This window comes from Andreprevotia sp. IGB-42 (assembly GCF_009848685.1).
In the GTDB taxonomy this organism is placed as follows: domain Bacteria; phylum Pseudomonadota; class Gammaproteobacteria; order Burkholderiales; family Chitinibacteraceae; genus Andreprevotia.
The window spans coordinates 237809-255932 of sequence record NZ_WXTX01000001.1; the positions used below are offsets into that span (position 1 = coordinate 237809).

Here is an 18124-nt window from a genome sequence, read left to right on the forward strand (position 1 = left end):
GGCCTGCCTGCGTGCAGGCCAGTATCCACACCCATCAGGATCAACACCATGAGTTTGCTCGTCCTTTCCGGCAGCGTGCGCCGCGATTCCTTCCACACCAAGCTGGCCAATGCCGCTGCTGAAGAACTGGGCCGCCAGGGTCAGGCGCATACGGTGCTCAATCTGGCGGATTTTCCGCTGCCGCTGTACGACGGCGATCTGGAAACCCAGGGCCTGCCCGCCAATGCCAAGCACCTGCGCAAACTGTTTGCGGAGCACGATGGCTTTGTGATTGCCAACCCGGAATACAACGGCTCGATCACCCCATTGCTGAAAAACGTGCTGGACTGGGTATCGCGCAAGGATGCCGATAGCCAGCAGTTTGAACCGTATGCCGGCAAGACCGCGCTACTGCTGTCCACCTCGCCGGGTAGCCTGGCCGGCCAGCGCGCGCTGCGCCACACGCGCGAAATCCTCACCTCGCTCGGCGCCATCGTACTGCCGCAACATGTGGCGGTGCCGGTCGCCCATCAGGCATTTTCCCCCGAGGGCAAGCTGACCGATGCCAAGCAATTGCAGGCTTTGAGCACACAGGTGGGCGAACTGGGAAAACTCACCGCCAAGCTGGCAGCCTGACGCGCAAGCCGCAGTAAACCGGGGTGCGGTGCGCCCCGTTGTAATAGCTGTATTGGACAAAAGCCAACGTGAATACCACGCCCCCACCTGCCACCCGCCTGCTGTTGTGGGTGGTGGCGATTGCGTTTTTCATGCAATCGCTGGACATGACCATCCTCAACACGGCGCTGCCCGCCATGGCGCGCAGCCTGGGTGCCAGCCCGCTGCACATGCATTCGGTGCTGATTGCCTACATGCTGACCGTGGCGCTGCTGATCCCCGCCTCCGGCTGGATTACCGACCGCTTCGGCACCCGCACCGTGTTCTCGGCCGCCATCATCCTGTTCGTGATCGGCTCGCTATGCTGTGCGGAATCGCAAACGCTGTCGCAACTGGTGGTATCGCGCGTGCTGCAAGGCGTGGGCGGCGCGTTGATGGTGCCGGTGGGCCGCCTGGCCATCCTGCGCACCTGGCCACGCGGCCAGCTGGTGCAAGCGATGAGCTTCGTCACCATGCCCGGCCTGGTCGGCCCGCTGATCGGGCCGGCGCTGGGGGGCTGGCTGGTGGAAGTGGCATCGTGGCACTGGATTTTCCTCATCAACCTGCCAGTGGGCATCATCGGCTGGCTGGCCGCGCAAAAGCTGATGCCCAACCTGCGCAGCACCGAGCGCTACCGCTTCGACTGGGTGGGTTTCATCCTGTTCGGCAATGCCATGGTGCTGGTGTCCTTCGCGCTGCAGGGCATGGGCGAGCTGAACCTGGGCGGCCCATTGTGTGCACTGCTGCTGGCCTTGGGCGGCGCCAGCCTGCTGGGTTACTGGCTGCACGCCAGCCGCAGCAGCCAGCCCTTGTTCAGCCTGCGGCTGCTGGAAACACACTCGTTCCGGATCGGCATCCTTGGCAACCTGGTAGCACGGCTGGGTGGCGGCTGCATGCCCTTCCTCACCCCGCTGCTGCTGCAGGTGGCGCTGGGTTACCCGCCATCGTTGGCGGGGCTTTCGATGATACCCAGCGCCGTGGCCGCACTCTTTACCAAGCCAATGGTGAAATGGCTGGTGGATCAACTGGGCTTTCGCCGCCTGCTGGTAATGAACACCATCACGCTGGGCGTGCTGATCGGCATTTTCAGCCTGGTGGATCGCCACACGCCCTACCCCTTGCTGCTGGTGTTGTTGGCGATATTTGGTGCCGCCAACTCACTGCAATTTACCGCGATGAACACCGTCACCCTGCACGAGCTGCCCGATCAATACGCCAGCGGCGGCAACAGCATGCTGTCGGTAGTGATGCAGCTATCACGCAGCCTGGGCGTTGCGGTGGCCGGCGCCATCCTCGCCACCTTTGCCGCCGGCAATATCGCCCAGCACCCGGATGCGCTGCTGGTCGCGTTCCACGCCACCTACCTGTGCGTGGGGCTGATCACGCTGGCAGCCGCCGCCATCTTCGTGCGCCTGCCCGAGTTTGCGCTGCCCAAGCCAGCCGCCGCGGCCAGCTGATTCCACCATCAATCACATCCAACCGGAAGCCATCATGAGCACGCAAACCATCCGTACCACCGTCCGCCGCAACGCGGCGGGCAAGCAGGAAATACGCAGCCGCAACGCCATTGCGCTGATGGGCCGCGCGCCCGATGGCAACGATGCCGATGATGCGTTCCGCGCTGGCGAATTGCTGCTGGGCGCACTGGGCGCCTGCACCGCCGGTACCGTCAGTGCGTATGCACGCAACCATGGCATCACCGCGCTGCAGGACGTGATCATCGAAGTGATCGGCGAAGAAGTGGGCAGCCCGTCGCGCATTGCCGGCATCGAGATCGTGCTGACGCTGGTTGGGGATCTCAGCAGCGCAGAGCGCGAAAAACTGCAGCGCGTGGCCACCAGCTGCAAGATCCACAACACGCTCAAGCACCCGCCGCAGATTGCCATCGCTGTTGCCGCGCCGGAAACCGCCAGCGCATGACCACGCTACCGACCGCGCCGCAGGGCCCAACCCCGTGGCGCGCGGTACTGTTCGATCTGGATGGCACGCTGTTCGACAAGCGCAGCACGCTGGCGCAATTTGCCGCAGCCCAGTTCGTGCATTTCGGCCTGGGGCGGCACATTGCCGATGCACGCAGCTGGTCGCAACAGTTCATCAGTTGGCATATGCAGCTGATCCCCAAGACGGAGGTCTACGCGCAACTGGCGCGGGCATTTGCGCTGGCAGAACCGCTGCAGCACGCGCTGCTGGCCGATCTGGACGCCAACTTCCATCGCAGCGGCGTGGCGTATCCCGGCGCGGTGGCGCTGGTGCAGAAGCTCAAGCTGGCCGGGCTGAAAACCGCCGTGGTCACCAACGGGCGCGATTTCTTCCAGCGCAACAAGATCCAGGCGCTGGGCCTGATCCCGTGGCTGGATGTGATCGTTACGTCCGGCGAACTGGGCATCAAGAAGCCGGATCCGGCCATTTTTCTGCACTGCCTACAGCAACTGGACGTGGCGCCAGAAACCGCCATTTTCATCGGCGACAACCTGCACCACGACATCATCCCCGCCCGCAGCCTGGGCCTGTACGGCATACTGAAAGCCGCGCAGCCACAGGCCGCTGCCGATTTCAGCAGCGATGATTTCCACGCCATCGATGCGCATCTGGATCAGCTACTGCAACTGGCGCACTGAACACCTCCCGGCGCAACAACACCTGCCATACTCCCCAGCCAGACACGTGCATGACCATCAACACCACAACAGATCCCACCGCCCGGTATGCAGGACAGCTCATCCAATTGATACAGCAAACGCCATGGCTGATGGCCGCGCTACGCGCGGTGCGTGATCTGGCCTTGCCGGATGGCTGCATCGGTGCGGGCACGCTGCGCAACCTGGTATGGGATCACCTGCATGACTACCCCACATTGCCCTCACCGCTATCCGATGTGGACGTGGTGTACTTCGAGCCCGGCGACCTGAGCAGCGGGCGCGATCATGCGCTGCAGCAGCATTTGCAACAACTGCTGACCGATCTGCAATGGGAAGTAACCAACCAGGCCGGGGTGCACCTGTGGTTTGCCGCGGAATTCGGCCATGCCGTACCGCCATTGCGGTCTATCGAAGACGCCATTGCCAGTTGGCCCGAACCAGCCACCGCAGTGGCCGTGGCGCTGCAGGTCGACGACACGCTGCGCCTGATCGCCCCGCTGGGACTGGATGATTTGTTTGCCATGCGCATCCAGCGCAATCCGGCACGCGTCAGCGTAGCCACCTACCGGCAGCGGCTGGCGCAAAAGCGCTATGCGGCACGCTGGCCGCAAGTCAGCATCCATCATGAGTAGGCCGGCCGGATGAAACGCAACGCACTGCACCAATATCCGCAAACTGGCAACGAAGCTGCTGCGATCTGCGCACCTGCCACCAACCACAACTCCGCCAGCCATGCCGCCCGGTGAAACCGCAGCGTGGAACGGCAATTGCTCTTGTCATGCATTGATTGCAAGCAATGTTCCCCTTTACAGGACACCCCTCATGAGCCAGAACCAGACCCCCGGCTTTGCCGCCGCCACACAGCCGATTACCGCCGATACCCGTATCGAAACCGATGCGTACGAACTTAAAACCGGTGACATCAGCATCGACGCCCCGTTGGGCGCCTTCCCCGCCTATTACGCCGCCCCGGCGCAACCGGGCCCGTACCCGGTGGTGCTGGTGATCCAGGAAATTTTTGGCGTGCATGAATACATCCGCGATACCGCGCGGCGGCTGGCCAAGCTCGGTTACCTCGCCATTGCGCCTGCGCTGTACCATCGCCAGGGCGAGGTGGCAGACCTTGCCATCGAGCAGATCCGCGAAGTTGTCGCCAAGGTGCCGGATGAACAGGTGCTGTCCGATCTGGATGCCACGGTGAGCTGGGCCAACGCACACGGCGGCGACGCAGACCGCCTGGCCATCACCGGCTTTTGCTGGGGTGGCCGCATTACCTGGCTGTACGCGGCACATCAACCGGCACTGAAAGCCGCCGTGGCGTGGTATGGCAAGCTGGAAGGGCCATCCACCCCCAACCAGCCGCGCTTCCCGATCGATGTAGCTGGCAAGCTGCATGCGCCGGTGCTGGGCCTGTATGGCGGTGCCGATGCCGGCATCCCGCTGGAAAGCGTGGAAAAGCTGCAAGCCAAGTTGAAAGCGGCCGGCGGCGACTCCAGCATTCACGTGTATCCGGATGCACCGCATGCCTTCCATGCCGACTACCGCCCCAGCTACCGCGCCGAAGCCGCGCAGGATGGCTGGCAACGGCTGCAGGCGTGGCTGAAGCAACACGGCGTGTAACACGCCCCCACCCGGAACCAGGGCCGCAAGGTCCTGGTTTTTTTCTGCCCTGCGCCCGGCCTGCATTGCTGCCTGAGGCGGCCATTACAATCCGCGCAGCCCTATCTCCATCTCATCGCCAAGCCACCCATGCCCATCAGCCTGCCTCACACCGAAGTAGCCGACGCCCTGCGCGATCTGAACCAGCGCATTGCACTACCCCGCTTCCGCCATCTGCAAGCGGGCGAAGTCGAAGAAAAATCCCCCGGCGAGCTGGTCACCATTGTCGACCGCGAGCTGGAAGCTGCCCTCAGCCCCATACTGGCGAGCCTGATACCCGGCTCCCGCGTGGTGGGGGAAGAAGCGGCAGCGGCCAACCCCGATGTACTGGCCGATATCGATCACGGCTGGGTATGGCTGGTAGACCCGCTGGATGGCACCAGCAACTTTGCCGGCGGCAACGAGGATTTCGCCAGCATGGTGGCGCTGCTGCGCGATGGCATCACCGTAGCCAGCTGGCTTTACGCACCGTTGCATCAGCAACTGGCGCAAGCAGAACTGGGTGCGGGCGCATGGCTGGACAGCCAGCGCTGGCAATTGCCCGAGCAAGCAAGTGCTAGGCCGCTCAATGGCACCATCAAGACCCGCTTCCTGCCCGACGCCTACAAAGTGGAGCTGGCCACCCGGCCAGATCTGGATCGCTTCGGCACCCACCAGGGCGCAGCCGGCATCGAATACCCGCAGTTGGCGCGCGGGGTATGGGATTTCATCCTGTACTGGCGCACGCTGCCATGGGATCACGCGCCCGGCAGCCTGTTCGTGAATGAAAGCGGTGGCCGCGTTGCCAACCTGGCGGGCGAGCCCTACCTGGCTGCCAGCAAACAGCCCGGCCTGCTGGCGGTAGCAGATGCCGCGCACTGGCAGGAAATACGCGCGTTGCTGCCGGGCTGAAACGGGCGACCTGGCTTGGCCGGGGCAGGCATTGCACAGCAATGCGTGGTGTTGTGCAGCAAGCGCTTTGTTGCACTGGCAACAAGCTGCTGCCCACCACTGCACACATCTGCGCAAACTGCTCCGCCGGCAACGCGCAAACCCGCTTCAACCAGTGATCTGCATGTGGCATGGCTCTTGCAAAACAGAGGGCGTCGGCGCGCGTTCGCGCTTGTTTCCATCTTTGCAGAGCCACCCCAATGAGCCAATCCAAAAGTCAGCCCAAACTCAAACTCGGTGCCTTCATCCAGGCCACCGGCCACCATATCGCCGCATGGCGCCACCCCGGCTCGCAAGCCGATTCGGGCGTGAATATCGATCACTACCAGCAAGTGGCGCAAACCGCCGAGCGCGGCAAGTTCGATCTGGTTTTCCTCGCTGACAGCCCCGGCGTGTGGGAGCGTGGCGATAGCGAAGCATTCGGCCGCCAGGGCCGCGTAGCCGTATTCGAACCGGTCACCCTGTTCTCGGCACTGTCGGCCACCACCAGGCACATCGGCTTTGTTTCCACCGCCAGCACCACCTACGAAGAGCCGTATACCCTCGCCCGCAAGTTTGCCTCGCTCGACCATATCTCCAAAGGCCGCGCTGCCTGGAACGTGGTCACCACCGGCAACGAATCTGCCGCCGGCAACTTCGGCAAGGAAGAGCACCTGGCCCATTCGCTGCGCTACGAGCGCGCCGAAGAATTCCTTGATGTGGTCAAAGGCCTGTGGGACAGCTTTGATGACGACGCCTTCCAGCGCAACAAGGAAAGCGGCGTGTACTTCGATACGCAAAAGGTGCACAAGCTCAACTACAAGGGCAAGTATTTCTCGGTCACCGGCCCGCTCAATATTTCCCGCCCGCCGCAGGGCTACCCGGTGATCGTGCAGGCCGGCGCATCGGATGCCGGGCGCGAGCTGGCCGCCCGCACTGCCGAGGTGATTTTCACCGCCTGGCAAACACTCGAAGAAGCGCAGGCGTTCTACAGCGATATCAAGGGCCGCCTTGCCAAGTACGGCCGCCACGCGGATGAACTCAAGATCATGCCGGGCCTGTCGCCAGTGATCGGCCGCACGCAGGAAGAAGCGGATGCCAAATTCCGTCAACTGCAAGACCTGATCCACCCTTCCGTGGGCTACGGCATCCTGCAGCGCTTCTTCCCGGGCGTGGACCTCAGCCAGTACGACCTGGATGGCCCGCCACCGCCGTTTGCCGAATCTACCAACGGCAACACCAGCCGCCTGGCCCTCGTCACCGAGTTGGCCCAGCGCGACAAGCTCACGCTGCGCCAGCTTTACGAACGCCTGGCCGGCGCCCGCGGCCACCGCGTGGTGGTAGGCACCCCGGAAAAGGTCGCCGATGAGATCCAGCTGTGGTTCGAAAACGGCGCCGCAGACGGCTTCAACATCATGCCGCCCATCCTGCCTGAATCGCTCGATACCTTCGTGGAGCTGGTCATCCCCATCCTGCAGCAACGCGGTCTGTTCCGCACCGAATACGAAGGCGCCACGCTGCGCGAAAACCTGGGCCTGCGCCGGCCGGAAAGCCAGTATGTGGTGGGGGATGAGGAAGAGAGCAAAGCGGCCTAACGTTTGAACAAGTCGCCAATACTCATGGTATTGGCGACTTTGCAGCCCAAACCACATGTAAAAAGAGCGGTGCTATGCAAGCGGGCTTGATAGCACCCGCTACACCCCATCGAGAAGTTCTTGGTCGCCACGCTTGCCTGCATTGCCACCGATCCTCAGAATGCTTTCTTCACGCATCGAATTCTGCCAAGCCCACTTTTACCGAGCTCAAGCGTCGATAGCGGTTCCAAAATGGATAGGTGCATGGCGGTCACTCAACTACTTGCCCGTGTTGATCCCGATACGGCTGCCGCTGCGGCCTCTTCTGAACAGGCGCTGGCTGCATTGCTATCCTTCGAGCTCCTTGAGCACGACGCGTTTATCGACTTCGACTGGTCACCAAAGCTTCTGAAGCTGGCCGCGCAATGTTCGGAGCACACCGCGTTGGTGACGGTGCTCTCCCGAGCTTTTGGGGGAGAAGCATTGCTGAATGCAGCATTCGCGGATGGCCCAAGCAGCGATCAAGTGTATTCCGAGGTGCGATTCAACTGCCGCGAAACGGTACGCATATTGGCATTGGAGCTTGAAGCGCTATCAATCACGGCACTCAGCTTGGCAAAGCCGGGCGTTCAAGCGTTGATGCCCGATGAGGAGCTGCCCGAACGGTATGAAGCGTATGTCACCAACCATGCACTGGCGCTCAAGGCTTTTTATGCAGATGCTGCGGCACATGAACAGGTAGTTGTTAGCTGGTGGGATTGACTCCCTGCTCCTCAAGTCTCGTGGCGCTCCCACCACCTTGCGCAACACAAGGTAAAATGCCCCACCAACCCCGGCAGGGCATCCAGATCCACCTGCTCTGGCAGTTAACCCACCAATCCCGATGCGGCCTCAGGCCCCCACATCCACCACCTTGGCAGTACGCACGAACAGCGAGCGGAATTTGTTCCAGAATTCGCCGCCCAGCACAAAGAAGCTGGCAATCAGCATGATGTCGCCGGATATCTGCAGCTGCCAGATATTGGGCCGCAGGCCCGGCCAGATATTGTCCACGTAGGTTTCAAGCATGGCCGAAACCAGTGGCAGCCAGAACATCACCAGCCCGATCACATGGCGCACTGGCCCCACGGTTGCAGGCGGGGCCAGGTTCTTGGCATAGCCGAACACCATCCCCTTGAGCTGCTGGAAGCCGGATTTACCCATCACCGCAATGCAGGTCAGCAACAGCAGCTTGTTGGCAACAAAAATGCCACCCGTCAGCGCCGCAATGCGTGATGCTTCCACGCCGGAAGACGCTGCCAGCGGAATCAACAGCCACAGCGCAAAGGCAAAGATGAAAATGCCGATGCCCAGCTTGAAGCGCCAGGCAGCTGCGGGGGCTTCGGTTTTAACGTCTGAAGTGCTCATTTGCTTCTTCCTTTACGATCGGGTTAACGGTCTACGATTGCCGCAACTGGCGGCGGGGTTCCAGCAACTGCAATACCAGGCATGCATACAGGCTGACGATAATGAACAAGCCCATGCGCACTGCAAACGCGGTGTAGACATCCTTGCCGGCCAGGCTGTCCTGCACCGATTGGCCCAGCAGGATGATCAACGTCACGATCGTATTCAGCCAGAAGCCGGGGGTATAGCGCGTGGGGCTGAGCGCATACAGTTTGCGCGCCAGCAGCAGGCTGAACAGCAGCATCCACAGAAAGAACATCCATACGTGCACGAACAGGCCCAGCGCAAACCAGAAGGCGATGGCCAGCGCGCCACCCAGCAAGGTGGAGCCGATCAGCTCTCGCGCGGCATTATTGGCACTGGTGGTGCAGCTCTGCCGGCCCAGCGTGACCGCCTTCATGATGATGGGCAGATAAAATGTCGGGTTGGTCAGCGTCAGCAAAAAGGCCGGCATCACCACCAGCGTGGCGCGTAGCGCAAGCTGGCTGGCCCGCGCGGGGGGCAGCGCAGCCGGCGCGGGTGGCGGAGCCGCACCGGCAGGATCGGGAAACAGCCAGTGGCTCAGCGCCAGCACCAGCACGGCCAGCAGCAGGCCCTTGGCCAGCGCCTCGATCACCAGCACCGCCAGGCCAAAATCGGTGGTGCCGGCGGCAGAGATCATGGTCAGGCCCACGATCAGGAATGTTGTCACCAGGTTGTTGCCACCCAGCATGCCCTTGCGGAACACCAGGAACAGGCTCAATGCAATCAGCGCCACCCCGGTGAACGGGTAATAGCGCAGCAGCGGAATCAATAGCAGGCCGATACCGGTAGTCAGCACCACCACCACAACCAGCCCCAGCCCCGCCTTGAGCGGAAGCGGCCGGTTCAGCATGGCCAGCAGGAATGCCGCCAGTGCCGGCGCCACCATGGGCACAGGCAATGCCAGCCCGAAGCTCAGCGCCAGGCACAGTGCAGTGCCACTGGCCATGCGCACCGCGCGCTGGCCGCGCGGGTCGATCCGGGTAGCCGGGGCGCCATCAGTAGGCATAAGAGAGCCAGCTCATCACACGCAAGAACACGCGGCCCAGCGGGTTGAGCACATTGCCGTCACGTGGGAACGCCATCACCTCGGCCTGCCCGCCCACACGCACATTGCGCAGGTTGGCCAGCTCGCCGGGCTCAAACTCCACGATGACCGGAAAGCGCTGCGCGGGCCGCAGCCAGTCGCGGCTGTTCTGCACCGACGGCAAGCTGCCCGGCGGGGTTTTCTGGCCCACGCTCACGCCATAGCCCACGCTGCGCACCCGGCCGGCAAAAATGTGGCCCGGCAATGCATCCAGCACGATGCCCACCCGCGTGCCGGCTTCCATATGGCCCAGATTGTTTTCGGTCATCTCAGCGCTGATCCACACATCGTGGATGGTAACCAGCGTCATCACCGGGTTACCTGCGGCGGCAAACTGGCCCACATCGGTACGCAGGTCGGTAATCAGGCCGTCAGAGCGTGCGCGCACCTGCGCGTTGGCCAGATCCAGCTGGGCTTTTTCCAGCGTGGTGGCTGCGCTGCGCAGCTTGGCATTGTCATCCGCGCTGCCGCCTTCCTGCTCGCGCGCACGCTGCACTTCGGCATTGGCAGCGGCAACCTGGCTGGTTGCCTGCTCCAGCGTGGCGCGGGCCACTTCCAGCCGCCGCAGCGAGATCGTGCCGGAATCATCCCGGTACAGGCGTTCCAGCCGTTCGCTGTCCTGCCGGGCTTTCAGTTCATTGGCCTGGGCCGCGCGCAGCGATGCAAGCGCGGATTTGATGCCGGCGGTGCTCGCGCCCACCTGCCTGCGCATGGATTCCAGATCTGCCCGCGCGCGGTCTACCGCAATGCGGTAATGCTCGGCATCCACTTCAAACAGCACCGTGCCGGCTTTCACATCCTGGTTGTTGCGCACCAGCACCTTGCTCACCCGCCCGGATACTTCCGGCGCCACCGGCACCACAAACGCCTCTACCCGCGCTTGCTGCGTGTACGGCGTGATGCGGTCGGCCAGCAGATACCAGACCAGGCTGACCAGGATCACGATCAGCACCCACTTCACGCCTTTCTTTGCCGGGTCTGCGGGCGGTGGCGGCGTTTTTTCCGGGGCTGCTTTGGCGGCTGTTTCCGGGGTTTTCTCCGGATCGGCGCCTGCTGCCGGGCCGGGGGTGGGAACCGGCACGGATGCGGCTTGTGCTGTTTGCGGGACTTCACTCATTGAAACTTACCTCGAGGCAGTCGGTGGGGTGCCGGCGGAATTGGCACCCGGTTCATTCAGCAACTCACCCCAGTTGGTACGTTGCTGCATCTGTTGCCGGTTGGCTGCATCAATCATCGGCTGCGCGCTATACCAGCCGCCGCCCAATGCCTTGTACAGCGCGATCAGGTCGCTGACGGCATTGCTGCGGTTCACCACATAGGTATCCTGCTGCACGGCCAGCGCCCGCTGCGCATCCAGCACATGCTGGAAATCGGAATAACCTTCCCGGTACAGCGCATTGGCCAGTGTGAGCGAGCGCTTGGCAGACAGTGCGGCATCGCGCAGGATGACTTCGCGCTCCAGTGCCTTGGCCAGGCTGCTGGCGGCATCGTCTGCCTCGCGCGCGGCCTGGCGTACGTCGTCCTGATAGGCCACGATCAGCTGCTGCAAACGCGCATCCTGCACGCGCACATTGTTTTCGATGCGCCCGTGATCAAACACATTCCAGGTCAGGCTGGGGCCACCCACCAGCGCCAGCGTATCGGCTGCGCCAGCCATCGAGCTGGCCGACCATACGATGCTGCCCACCAGCGTGATCGATGGATAAAGGTCTGCCTTGGCCACGCCGATGCGTGCCGACTGTGCAGCTACCTGCAGCTCGGCAGCGCGGATATCCGGGCGGCGCACCAGCAGGCTGGCGGGTACATCCTGCAGCACCACCCGGTCGATCAGCGGCACCTCTGCCGTGCTTTGCTGCAGTTCCGGCATCAGGCCTGGCGGGCGGCCGATCAATACCGCCAGCGCATTGCGGGTACGCATGATCTGGCTTTCAAATTCGGGAATGCTGCTCAGCGTACCAAGGTATTGGGTTTTGGCCTGCTGCAGGTCCAGCTCATCGGTCTGGCCGCTTTTGAACAGTTTTTCGGTGATTTCGAAGCTGCGTTTTTGCAAGGCCGCGTTATCGCGGGCAATGCGCAGCCGGGCTTCTGCGGTGCGTAGCGTGAAATAGGTTTGCGCCATCTGCGCATGCAGCAACACCAGCGCATCCTGGTGATTGGCCTCTGCGGCAAAATAGGCGGCATCCGCCGATTCGATGGCGCGGCTGAAGCGCCCCCAGAAATCCAGCTCCCAGCCGATATCGAAGCCGGCACTGTATTGCCAGAAATGGCTGTTCTGCGCCGCAGCGCTGCCCGATTGCCGGCGCCCGCTGTAGAGCGCATCCGCGCTGGCCTGTTGCACTTGCGGGTAGCGCCCGCCCAGTGCGATACCCAACTGCGCGCGCGCTTCCATCACGCGCAGGCCGGCAATCTGCAGGCTCGCGTTATGGGCATCTGCCTCGGCAATCAGTTGCTCCAGCACCGGATCTTTGAATACCTGCCACCACTGGCGGATATCCGGCGCTGCAGCGGGTTGCGCAAGCTGATCAATGGCGCTGCTGCGCCACTTTTCGATATCGGTATTGCCCGGGGGCTGGAAATCCGGCCCAACCTGAACGCAGCTGCTGAGTACAGGCACAACAACTAGCAGCAAGATCAGACGAAGCAAACCAGGCATTCATGCTCCCTGTGCGGAAAATACATTTGGCATACCGCGTTGATCATGCCAGCATTGGATGGCACGGCACAGCATTTGTAAGCACTGTGTCGTCAAAGACGCACATGATTTTCACAACCAGTTTCTCAAGGCTTGCGCACCTGGAAATCAATGATCGCCAGCAGCCATGCCATGCCATGCGGTAGTCACTGGAAGTCTAGTGCATGCCCCGCGCCTATACCGGCCACTTTGCTGCACTGTACGTCGCTTGGCACCAGCAACACCTGGACGGGATGACGGAAACGACGCCGGCAAAGCGGCATCCGCGCCACCATCCTTGCAAGCAGATCGAGCCCGCTATCCCGGCTGGCAGATCCGCGCTTTTTACCCGGCAGGAGACCATGATGTCGCCCATCGTTACCCCGAGAAAGGCCCTTTCAGGCGGATTGCTCGATGTGCTGATCCGCGCCGGGCTGGTCGCCGTGCTGGTGATTTTCTGCATGCGGATCGCCTCGCCCTTCCTCAACCTGCTGGTATGGTCGCTGATCCTGGCCATTACCCTGTACCCGCTGCAACTGCGCCTGAGCCGCAAGCTGGGTAACAAGGATGGCCGCGCTGCGCTGCTGATCGTGCTGGTTGCGGTCGGCATCATCATCGTGCCCACCTATCTGCTTAGCGTTGCGGTGGTCGATTCGGTGGAAAACGCCATGACCATCGTCAAGACCCGCGGCTTTCATATTCCTCCACCGGCTGAATCGATTGCCGGCTGGCCGCTGATCGGCCAGCGCATATACGATTTCTGGTTGCAGGCAGCCACCGATATCACCGGCCTGTTGCAGAAGATCACCCCGCAGTTGAAGGAGGCCACCCGCGCACTGATGGGCGTCGCTGCCGGTGTGGGCAAGGGCATGTTGCTGTTCGTTGTTGCGCTGCTGCTGGCCGGCGTGTTCATGGCTTACGGTGAAGCAGGCAGCCGCAGCGCGTTGCCGATTGCCAGCCGCCTGTTCGGCCCGGAAAAAGGCCTGCGTGTGGTTGCGCTGTGCGTGGCCACCGTACGCGCGGTGGCGCAAGGCGTGATCGGCATCGCCTTCATCCAGATGCTGCTGGTTGGCGTGGCCTTCGTGCTCAATGGCGTACCTGCCGCCGGCCTGCTGGCCTTGGGGGTGCTGCTGCTTGGCATCATGCAACTGCCGGCCACGCTGATCACCATACCGGTGATCATCTACGTGCTGTCCACTCAGGGCGCCACTGCAGGCAATATCGTCTTTGCCATCTACGTGTTCGTTGCCGGGCTGGCAGATAACGTGCTCAAGCCACTGCTGCTGGGGCGCGGGGTGGATGTGCCCATGCCGGTGATATTGCTGGGCGCGCTGGGCGGCATGATCAGCGGTGGCATCATCGGGCTTTTCATCGGCCCGGTGGCGCTGGCGGTGGGCTACCAGTTGTTCTGGCAGTGGGTGGAAGACCAGCCGCCGCATCCTGCCGCAGGTACGCTAGTACAGATATCCGATACGCCAATATCCGATACACCATGAGCGGGATGCTGCCAGCGCCGCCCCCGGCCATCTGATCGCTGCAAGCCGCCACCGATATGACGGCTTGCGCCTTACTAGTTTTACCGCGGCACCGCCGGCAATACCACGCCGTTCCGCGCCACATAGCGATCCCAGCCCACTTTCAGCTCGGCCACAATCTGCGGGTTGGCAGCGGCCACGTCGGTGGTTTCACCACGGTCTGTCGCCAAGTCGTACAGCGCCCATTCCGCCGTACCCAGCGGCTTGCTGATCCACACCAGCTTCCAGTTGCCGCGCCGCACATAGCGGCTGCCGAACAACTCCTCGGCAAACTCGAAATCCTCCGCCCGCACGCGGGTGGCGCGGTCGGTCAGCAGCGGCAGTGCCGATACGCCGGTAATGGGGTTCACTTCGCGGTTACGGTAGCTGCTGCCCGGGTTCCTGATCTGCGCCAGCTCCAGCACCGTGGGCAACACATCCTGCACGGAGACGAATTCACGCAACGCCTGGCGCTGCACGCCCTGCCCCGGCAGCTTGGCAATGGCAGGCGTAGTCACACCACCTTCGGCCGCAGTGGCTTTCCACAGGCGGAATGGCGCCGCGCCCGCCTCTGCCCAGCGGCGGCCGTATTGCACATTGGATAGCTGCTTGCCCAGGTTGGCATCGCTGTTGTCGATGAATTTGCTGCCCTGGTATTGGCCGGTCCCGGCTTCCGCACCGTTATCGGACATGAAAAAGATGAAGGTATTGTCGTACTGGCCGCTGCGTTTGAGTTCGCTCACCAGCCGGCCGATATTGGCATCCAGGTTTTCCACCATCGCCGCATAGATTTCCATCTTGCGCGCTTCGGTCTTTTGCTGGGCGGGCGTCAGTTGCTCCCAGCGCGGCGCCAGGTCGTCGGCAATGCCGGCACTGGGTTTGAAATCCGCGGCGATCAGGCTCAGTTTTTTCTGCCGTTCGATACGCGCATTGCGCACCGCCTCGTAACCGGCATCGTACTTGCCCTGGTAGCGGTCGATGTAATCAGGCGGTGCCTGCAGCGGCCAGTGCGGCGCGGTATATGCGGCATAGGCAAAGAACGGCTTGCGGTCTTTCTGCTGCTGCAGGTAGCCGATCAGCTTGTCGGTATAGAAATTGGTCGAGTAGAAGTCCGCCGGTATGCTGGTGATCTTGCCGTTTTCACGGTAGGTCACCAGATCGTATTCGTTCTCTTTGCCTTTGACCGGTGCAAAGTGGCTGCCAGCCCCCTGCAGCAAGGCAAAAGATTGCTCGAAGCCGCGTGCCTGCGGGCCTTTTTCCCGAGTCAGGCCCAAGTGCCACTTGCCCGCCATATAGGTATGGTAACCGGCATCACGCAGCAGTTCGGGCAGCGATAGCGAGCGCTCGTTCAGATAGCCCTCGTAGCCATCGTGGCCGATCTGGTTGGGCTGGATCGCCTCGATCATGGTACCGATGCCCGCCAGATGGTGATCGGTGCCGGACAGCAGCATCGAGCGCGTGGGCGAGCAAGTGGGCGCAGTGTGGAAGTTGGTCAGCAGCCGGCCATTACCGGCCAGTGCATCCAGATTCGGGGTGCTGATTTCCCCGCCGAATGCACTCAGGTCTGCGTAACCCAGGTCATCGGCAACGATCACCAGCACATTGGGCCGGGCGCTGCGGGCTTTGCCGGCGGGCGCGGCAAGCGCGGCCTGGCCGAGGCTGATGGCAACAAGCGCACCGGCAACGGTGGCGGCGGACAGGCGGTGGCGGAACATGGTTATTCCCTTGCGGATAAGTTTGGCGATGAGTCGGGACAGAACGGCTGGCGCTGCCCCCGTGCTAAAGCAGGGGTCGGAGCCGACATGCGCCATGGGGCGGCACACGCAACAACGCGGGGCTTGCACCCCGCGCTGTCGTTCCCCTTGCTGGCTGATCAGGCCCGCTCCGCCCCCGGAGCGTTATGGCCTGTATCAGCCCACGGCGTATTTCAAGCAGCGTTCAAACGCCATCAGGCAACGGCAGTCTCGGTGCGTGCCGAGCTTTCGTTAGCGGCGCTGCTGGCGGCCGGATTGCGGGCTACCTTGCTGCGCGTCTGGCTGCGGCGGCCGTCCACGGCAACCGGCACGGTGCCATCCACAGTCACGCGGCGTACCACGCGGTGCGCATCGCCATAATCGTCCACTGCGTAATGCTGAGTGGCACGGTTATCCCACACCGCCACATCGCCTTCCTGCCAGCGCCAGCGCACGGTGTTTTCCAGCTTGGTCACATGGCTTTGCAGCAGGTTGAACAGATGCTGGCTATCGCTGGTGGACAAGCCAACGATGCGCTTCACGAAGTGGCCCAGCAGCAGGTGGCGCTCGCCGGTTTCCGGATGCACGTGCACCACCGGGTGCTCGGTTTCGTACACGGTGGAGGTAAACACTTCCTGGTAGCGCTTCAGCGCTTCCTGATCGGCATTGGGCTTGCGCGCCGCGTAGTCGTATTCGTTGCTGTGCACTGCCCACAGCTTTTCGGCCAGCTCGCGCAGCTCCGGCGCCAGGTCGTTGTACGCGGCATGGGTATTGGCCCAGACGGTATCGCCACCGGCTTCCGGAATGGTCACGCCACGCAAGATCGATGCCTGCGGATAGGCATCCACGAAGGTCACATCGGTATGCCAGCTGTTGGCACGGCCGCCACGGTGCGAATCAAGCTCCAGCACGTAGCTGGTCCCTTCCTTGGTGTGCGCGGTGGGGTGCTGCACGGCCTTGTCACCAAACAGGCCGACCAGTGTTTCCTGGCTGGCATCGTCCAGATGCGTCTGGCCGCGGAAGAACACCACCTTGTACTTGAGCCAGGCAGCGCGGATTGCATCGCGCACATCGGCCGGCAGATCGGCAGAGAGTTTCACGCCGCGGATTTCGGCGCCGATACGGCCGGCAACCGGGTGGATGCTCACGCCAGCTGGCAATTGGATGGATTCGGTATGGCTCACTGCAACACTCCTTGGCTTGGGCCGCCTGTTGGGCGGCTGGCTGGGAAACGAGTGCGGTCGTTCCGCACGCTGCCCGTCGATCGGGCGTGCTCACATATAAGCAATGTGCGTGCCAAACAAAATCAATAGTAGATATGGGAATAAAATGGCAATACACCCACTTGGAATGTGGGTTTGGCAACAGGTGCAAAACAAAGCGCGCAGATTTCAACAGCAACGGGCCTCGCCATAGGCAGCGGCCCGCTATGACCATCAGGAAGAGACGGCACTGATAAACCCGGCCAGACGGGGCAGAACGCTCAAATCAAAGCGGGTGATAAGCGCGCGCTGCGGCCACATCAGTGGCGGTAACCGCATCACACGGTCAGCCACCAGCGTGATCAGCGCCGCGACAGAATGATATGCGTAGCCCGTGATGACGCTGCGTGGCTGGTACAGACATAGCCCAGCGCAGGCAGATCGATGCCCTCGAATAGCCGCTCGCCCGAACCGAGCAATACCGGCGAGATGGCGATATGCAATTCATCGATCAGGCCTTCGCGCAGGTACTGCTGGATGACATTGACCCCGCCACCGATCCGTACATCCTTGCCTGCTGCAGCCTCACGGGCGCGCTCGAGCGCAACATGGATGCCCTCGGTCACGAAGTGGAATGTGGTTCCGCCCTCCATGATCAGTGGAGCACGTGGATGATTGGTCAACACGAACACCGGCATGTGATAGACCGGGTTTTCGCCCCACCAGCCGCGCCAGCTTTCATCCGGCCATGGCCCGCGCACTGGCCCGAACATGTTCCTGCCCATGATCCAGGCACCGATGTTCTCGAAGCCGCGTGCGGCGTAATCCTCGTCGAGCCCGTCTTCCCCGCCAGCGCCGCCGAACACGCGCTGCTGAAACGTTTTGGTTGCCATCGCCCAGCCATGCAGCGACGTCCCGCCGACGCCCAGCGGGTTGTTCAGGTTCTGGGCCGGGCCGGCACCGAAGCCGTCCAGTGAAATGGTGAAGCTCTCTACACGAAGCTTGGACATTGCGATTCTCCTGGCTGCAAGCAAAA

At 62.5% G+C, this 18124-nt stretch carries 17 protein-coding genes; 10 read left to right on the top strand and 7 right to left on the bottom strand.

The window, feature by feature from the left end; genetic code table 11:
- Positions 1-48 precede the first annotated feature (48 nt).
- From IGB42_RS01060 to IGB42_RS01100, 9 genes are all read left to right on the top strand, one after another.
- Positions 49-615: an NADPH-dependent FMN reductase gene (locus IGB42_RS01060; RefSeq protein WP_159665315.1), complete on the top strand. Its 567-nt coding sequence runs from the start codon at positions 49-51 to the stop codon at positions 613-615.
- A gap of 68 nt (positions 616-683) precedes the next feature.
- Positions 684-2090, top strand: a complete 1407-nt coding sequence (mdtD, locus tag IGB42_RS01065; RefSeq protein WP_159665317.1) for a multidrug transporter subunit MdtD — start codon at positions 684-686, stop codon at positions 2088-2090.
- A 34-nt stretch (positions 2091-2124) separates the two neighbouring features.
- On the top strand, positions 2125-2553 hold the full coding sequence (locus tag IGB42_RS01070; RefSeq protein WP_159665319.1) for an OsmC family protein: 429 nt from the start codon (positions 2125-2127) through the stop codon (positions 2551-2553).
- Positions 2550-3251, top strand: coding sequence for an HAD family hydrolase (locus IGB42_RS01075; RefSeq protein ID WP_159665321.1), 702 nt, complete (start codon positions 2550-2552; stop codon positions 3249-3251). The genes IGB42_RS01070 and IGB42_RS01075 overlap by 4 nt, the downstream gene beginning before the upstream one ends.
- Before the next feature lie 50 nt (positions 3252-3301).
- Complete coding sequence (locus IGB42_RS01080) at positions 3302-3904, top strand: nucleotidyltransferase family protein (RefSeq protein ID WP_201799783.1); 603 nt, start codon at positions 3302-3304, stop codon at positions 3902-3904.
- Positions 3905-4094: 190 nt separating this feature from the next.
- Entirely contained in the window at positions 4095-4892 is a 798-nt protein-coding gene (locus IGB42_RS01085; RefSeq protein WP_159665323.1) for a dienelactone hydrolase family protein, read from the top strand.
- 129 nt (positions 4893-5021) lie between these two features.
- On the top strand, positions 5022-5822 hold the full coding sequence (locus IGB42_RS01090; RefSeq protein ID WP_159665325.1) for an inositol monophosphatase: 801 nt from the start codon (positions 5022-5024) through the stop codon (positions 5820-5822).
- 239 nt (positions 5823-6061) lie between these two features.
- Positions 6062-7435: an LLM class flavin-dependent oxidoreductase gene (locus IGB42_RS01095; RefSeq protein WP_159665327.1), complete on the top strand. Its 1374-nt coding sequence runs from the start codon at positions 6062-6064 to the stop codon at positions 7433-7435.
- 120 nt (positions 7436-7555) lie between these two features.
- Positions 7556-8176 (top strand): hypothetical protein, encoded by a 621-nt coding sequence (locus IGB42_RS01100; protein ID WP_159665329.1) that lies wholly within the window; start codon positions 7556-7558, stop codon positions 8174-8176.
- Positions 8177-8305: 129 nt separating this feature from the next.
- On the opposite strand, the gene IGB42_RS01105 is transcribed toward IGB42_RS01100, so the two are convergent.
- From IGB42_RS01105 to IGB42_RS01120, 4 genes are read right to left on the bottom strand one after another with little or no spacing between them, the layout of a single operon-like run.
- Positions 8306-8821 carry a transporter suffix domain-containing protein gene (locus IGB42_RS01105; protein ID WP_159665332.1) on the bottom strand — a complete coding sequence of 172 codons (516 nt, stop codon included), beginning with the start codon at positions 8819-8821 and terminating at the stop codon, positions 8306-8308.
- Positions 8822-8852: 31 nt separating this feature from the next.
- Entirely contained in the window at positions 8853-9890 is a 1038-nt protein-coding gene (locus IGB42_RS01110; RefSeq protein WP_159665335.1) for a DUF2955 domain-containing protein, read from the bottom strand.
- A complete protein-coding gene (locus tag IGB42_RS01115; protein WP_159665338.1) occupies positions 9880-11085 on the bottom strand; it encodes an HlyD family secretion protein in 1206 nt (401 codons plus the stop codon). The genes IGB42_RS01110 and IGB42_RS01115 overlap by 11 nt, the downstream gene beginning before the upstream one ends.
- Before the next feature lie 6 nt (positions 11086-11091).
- Positions 11092-12621, bottom strand: a complete 1530-nt coding sequence (locus tag IGB42_RS01120) for an efflux transporter outer membrane subunit (protein WP_159665341.1) — start codon at positions 12619-12621, stop codon at positions 11092-11094.
- A gap of 380 nt (positions 12622-13001) precedes the next feature.
- On the opposite strand from IGB42_RS01120, the gene IGB42_RS01125 reads away from it, so the two are divergent.
- Entirely contained in the window at positions 13002-14135 is a 1134-nt protein-coding gene (locus tag IGB42_RS01125) for an AI-2E family transporter (protein ID WP_201799784.1), read from the top strand.
- 80 nt (positions 14136-14215) lie between these two features.
- On the opposite strand, the gene IGB42_RS01130 is transcribed toward IGB42_RS01125, so the two are convergent.
- The 3 genes from IGB42_RS01130 to IGB42_RS01140 form a co-directional block, all read right to left on the bottom strand.
- On the bottom strand, positions 14216-15868 hold the full coding sequence (locus tag IGB42_RS01130) for an arylsulfatase (protein WP_159665344.1): 1653 nt from the start codon (positions 15866-15868) through the stop codon (positions 14216-14218).
- Between the two features lie 233 nt (positions 15869-16101).
- Complete coding sequence (locus IGB42_RS01135) at positions 16102-17070, bottom strand: TauD/TfdA family dioxygenase (RefSeq protein WP_159665347.1); 969 nt, start codon at positions 17068-17070, stop codon at positions 16102-16104.
- Positions 17071-17450: 380 nt separating this feature from the next.
- Positions 17451-18098, bottom strand: a complete 648-nt coding sequence (locus IGB42_RS01140) for a dihydrofolate reductase family protein (RefSeq protein WP_159665351.1) — start codon at positions 18096-18098, stop codon at positions 17451-17453.
- Between the last annotated feature and the right edge of the window lie 26 nt (positions 18099-18124).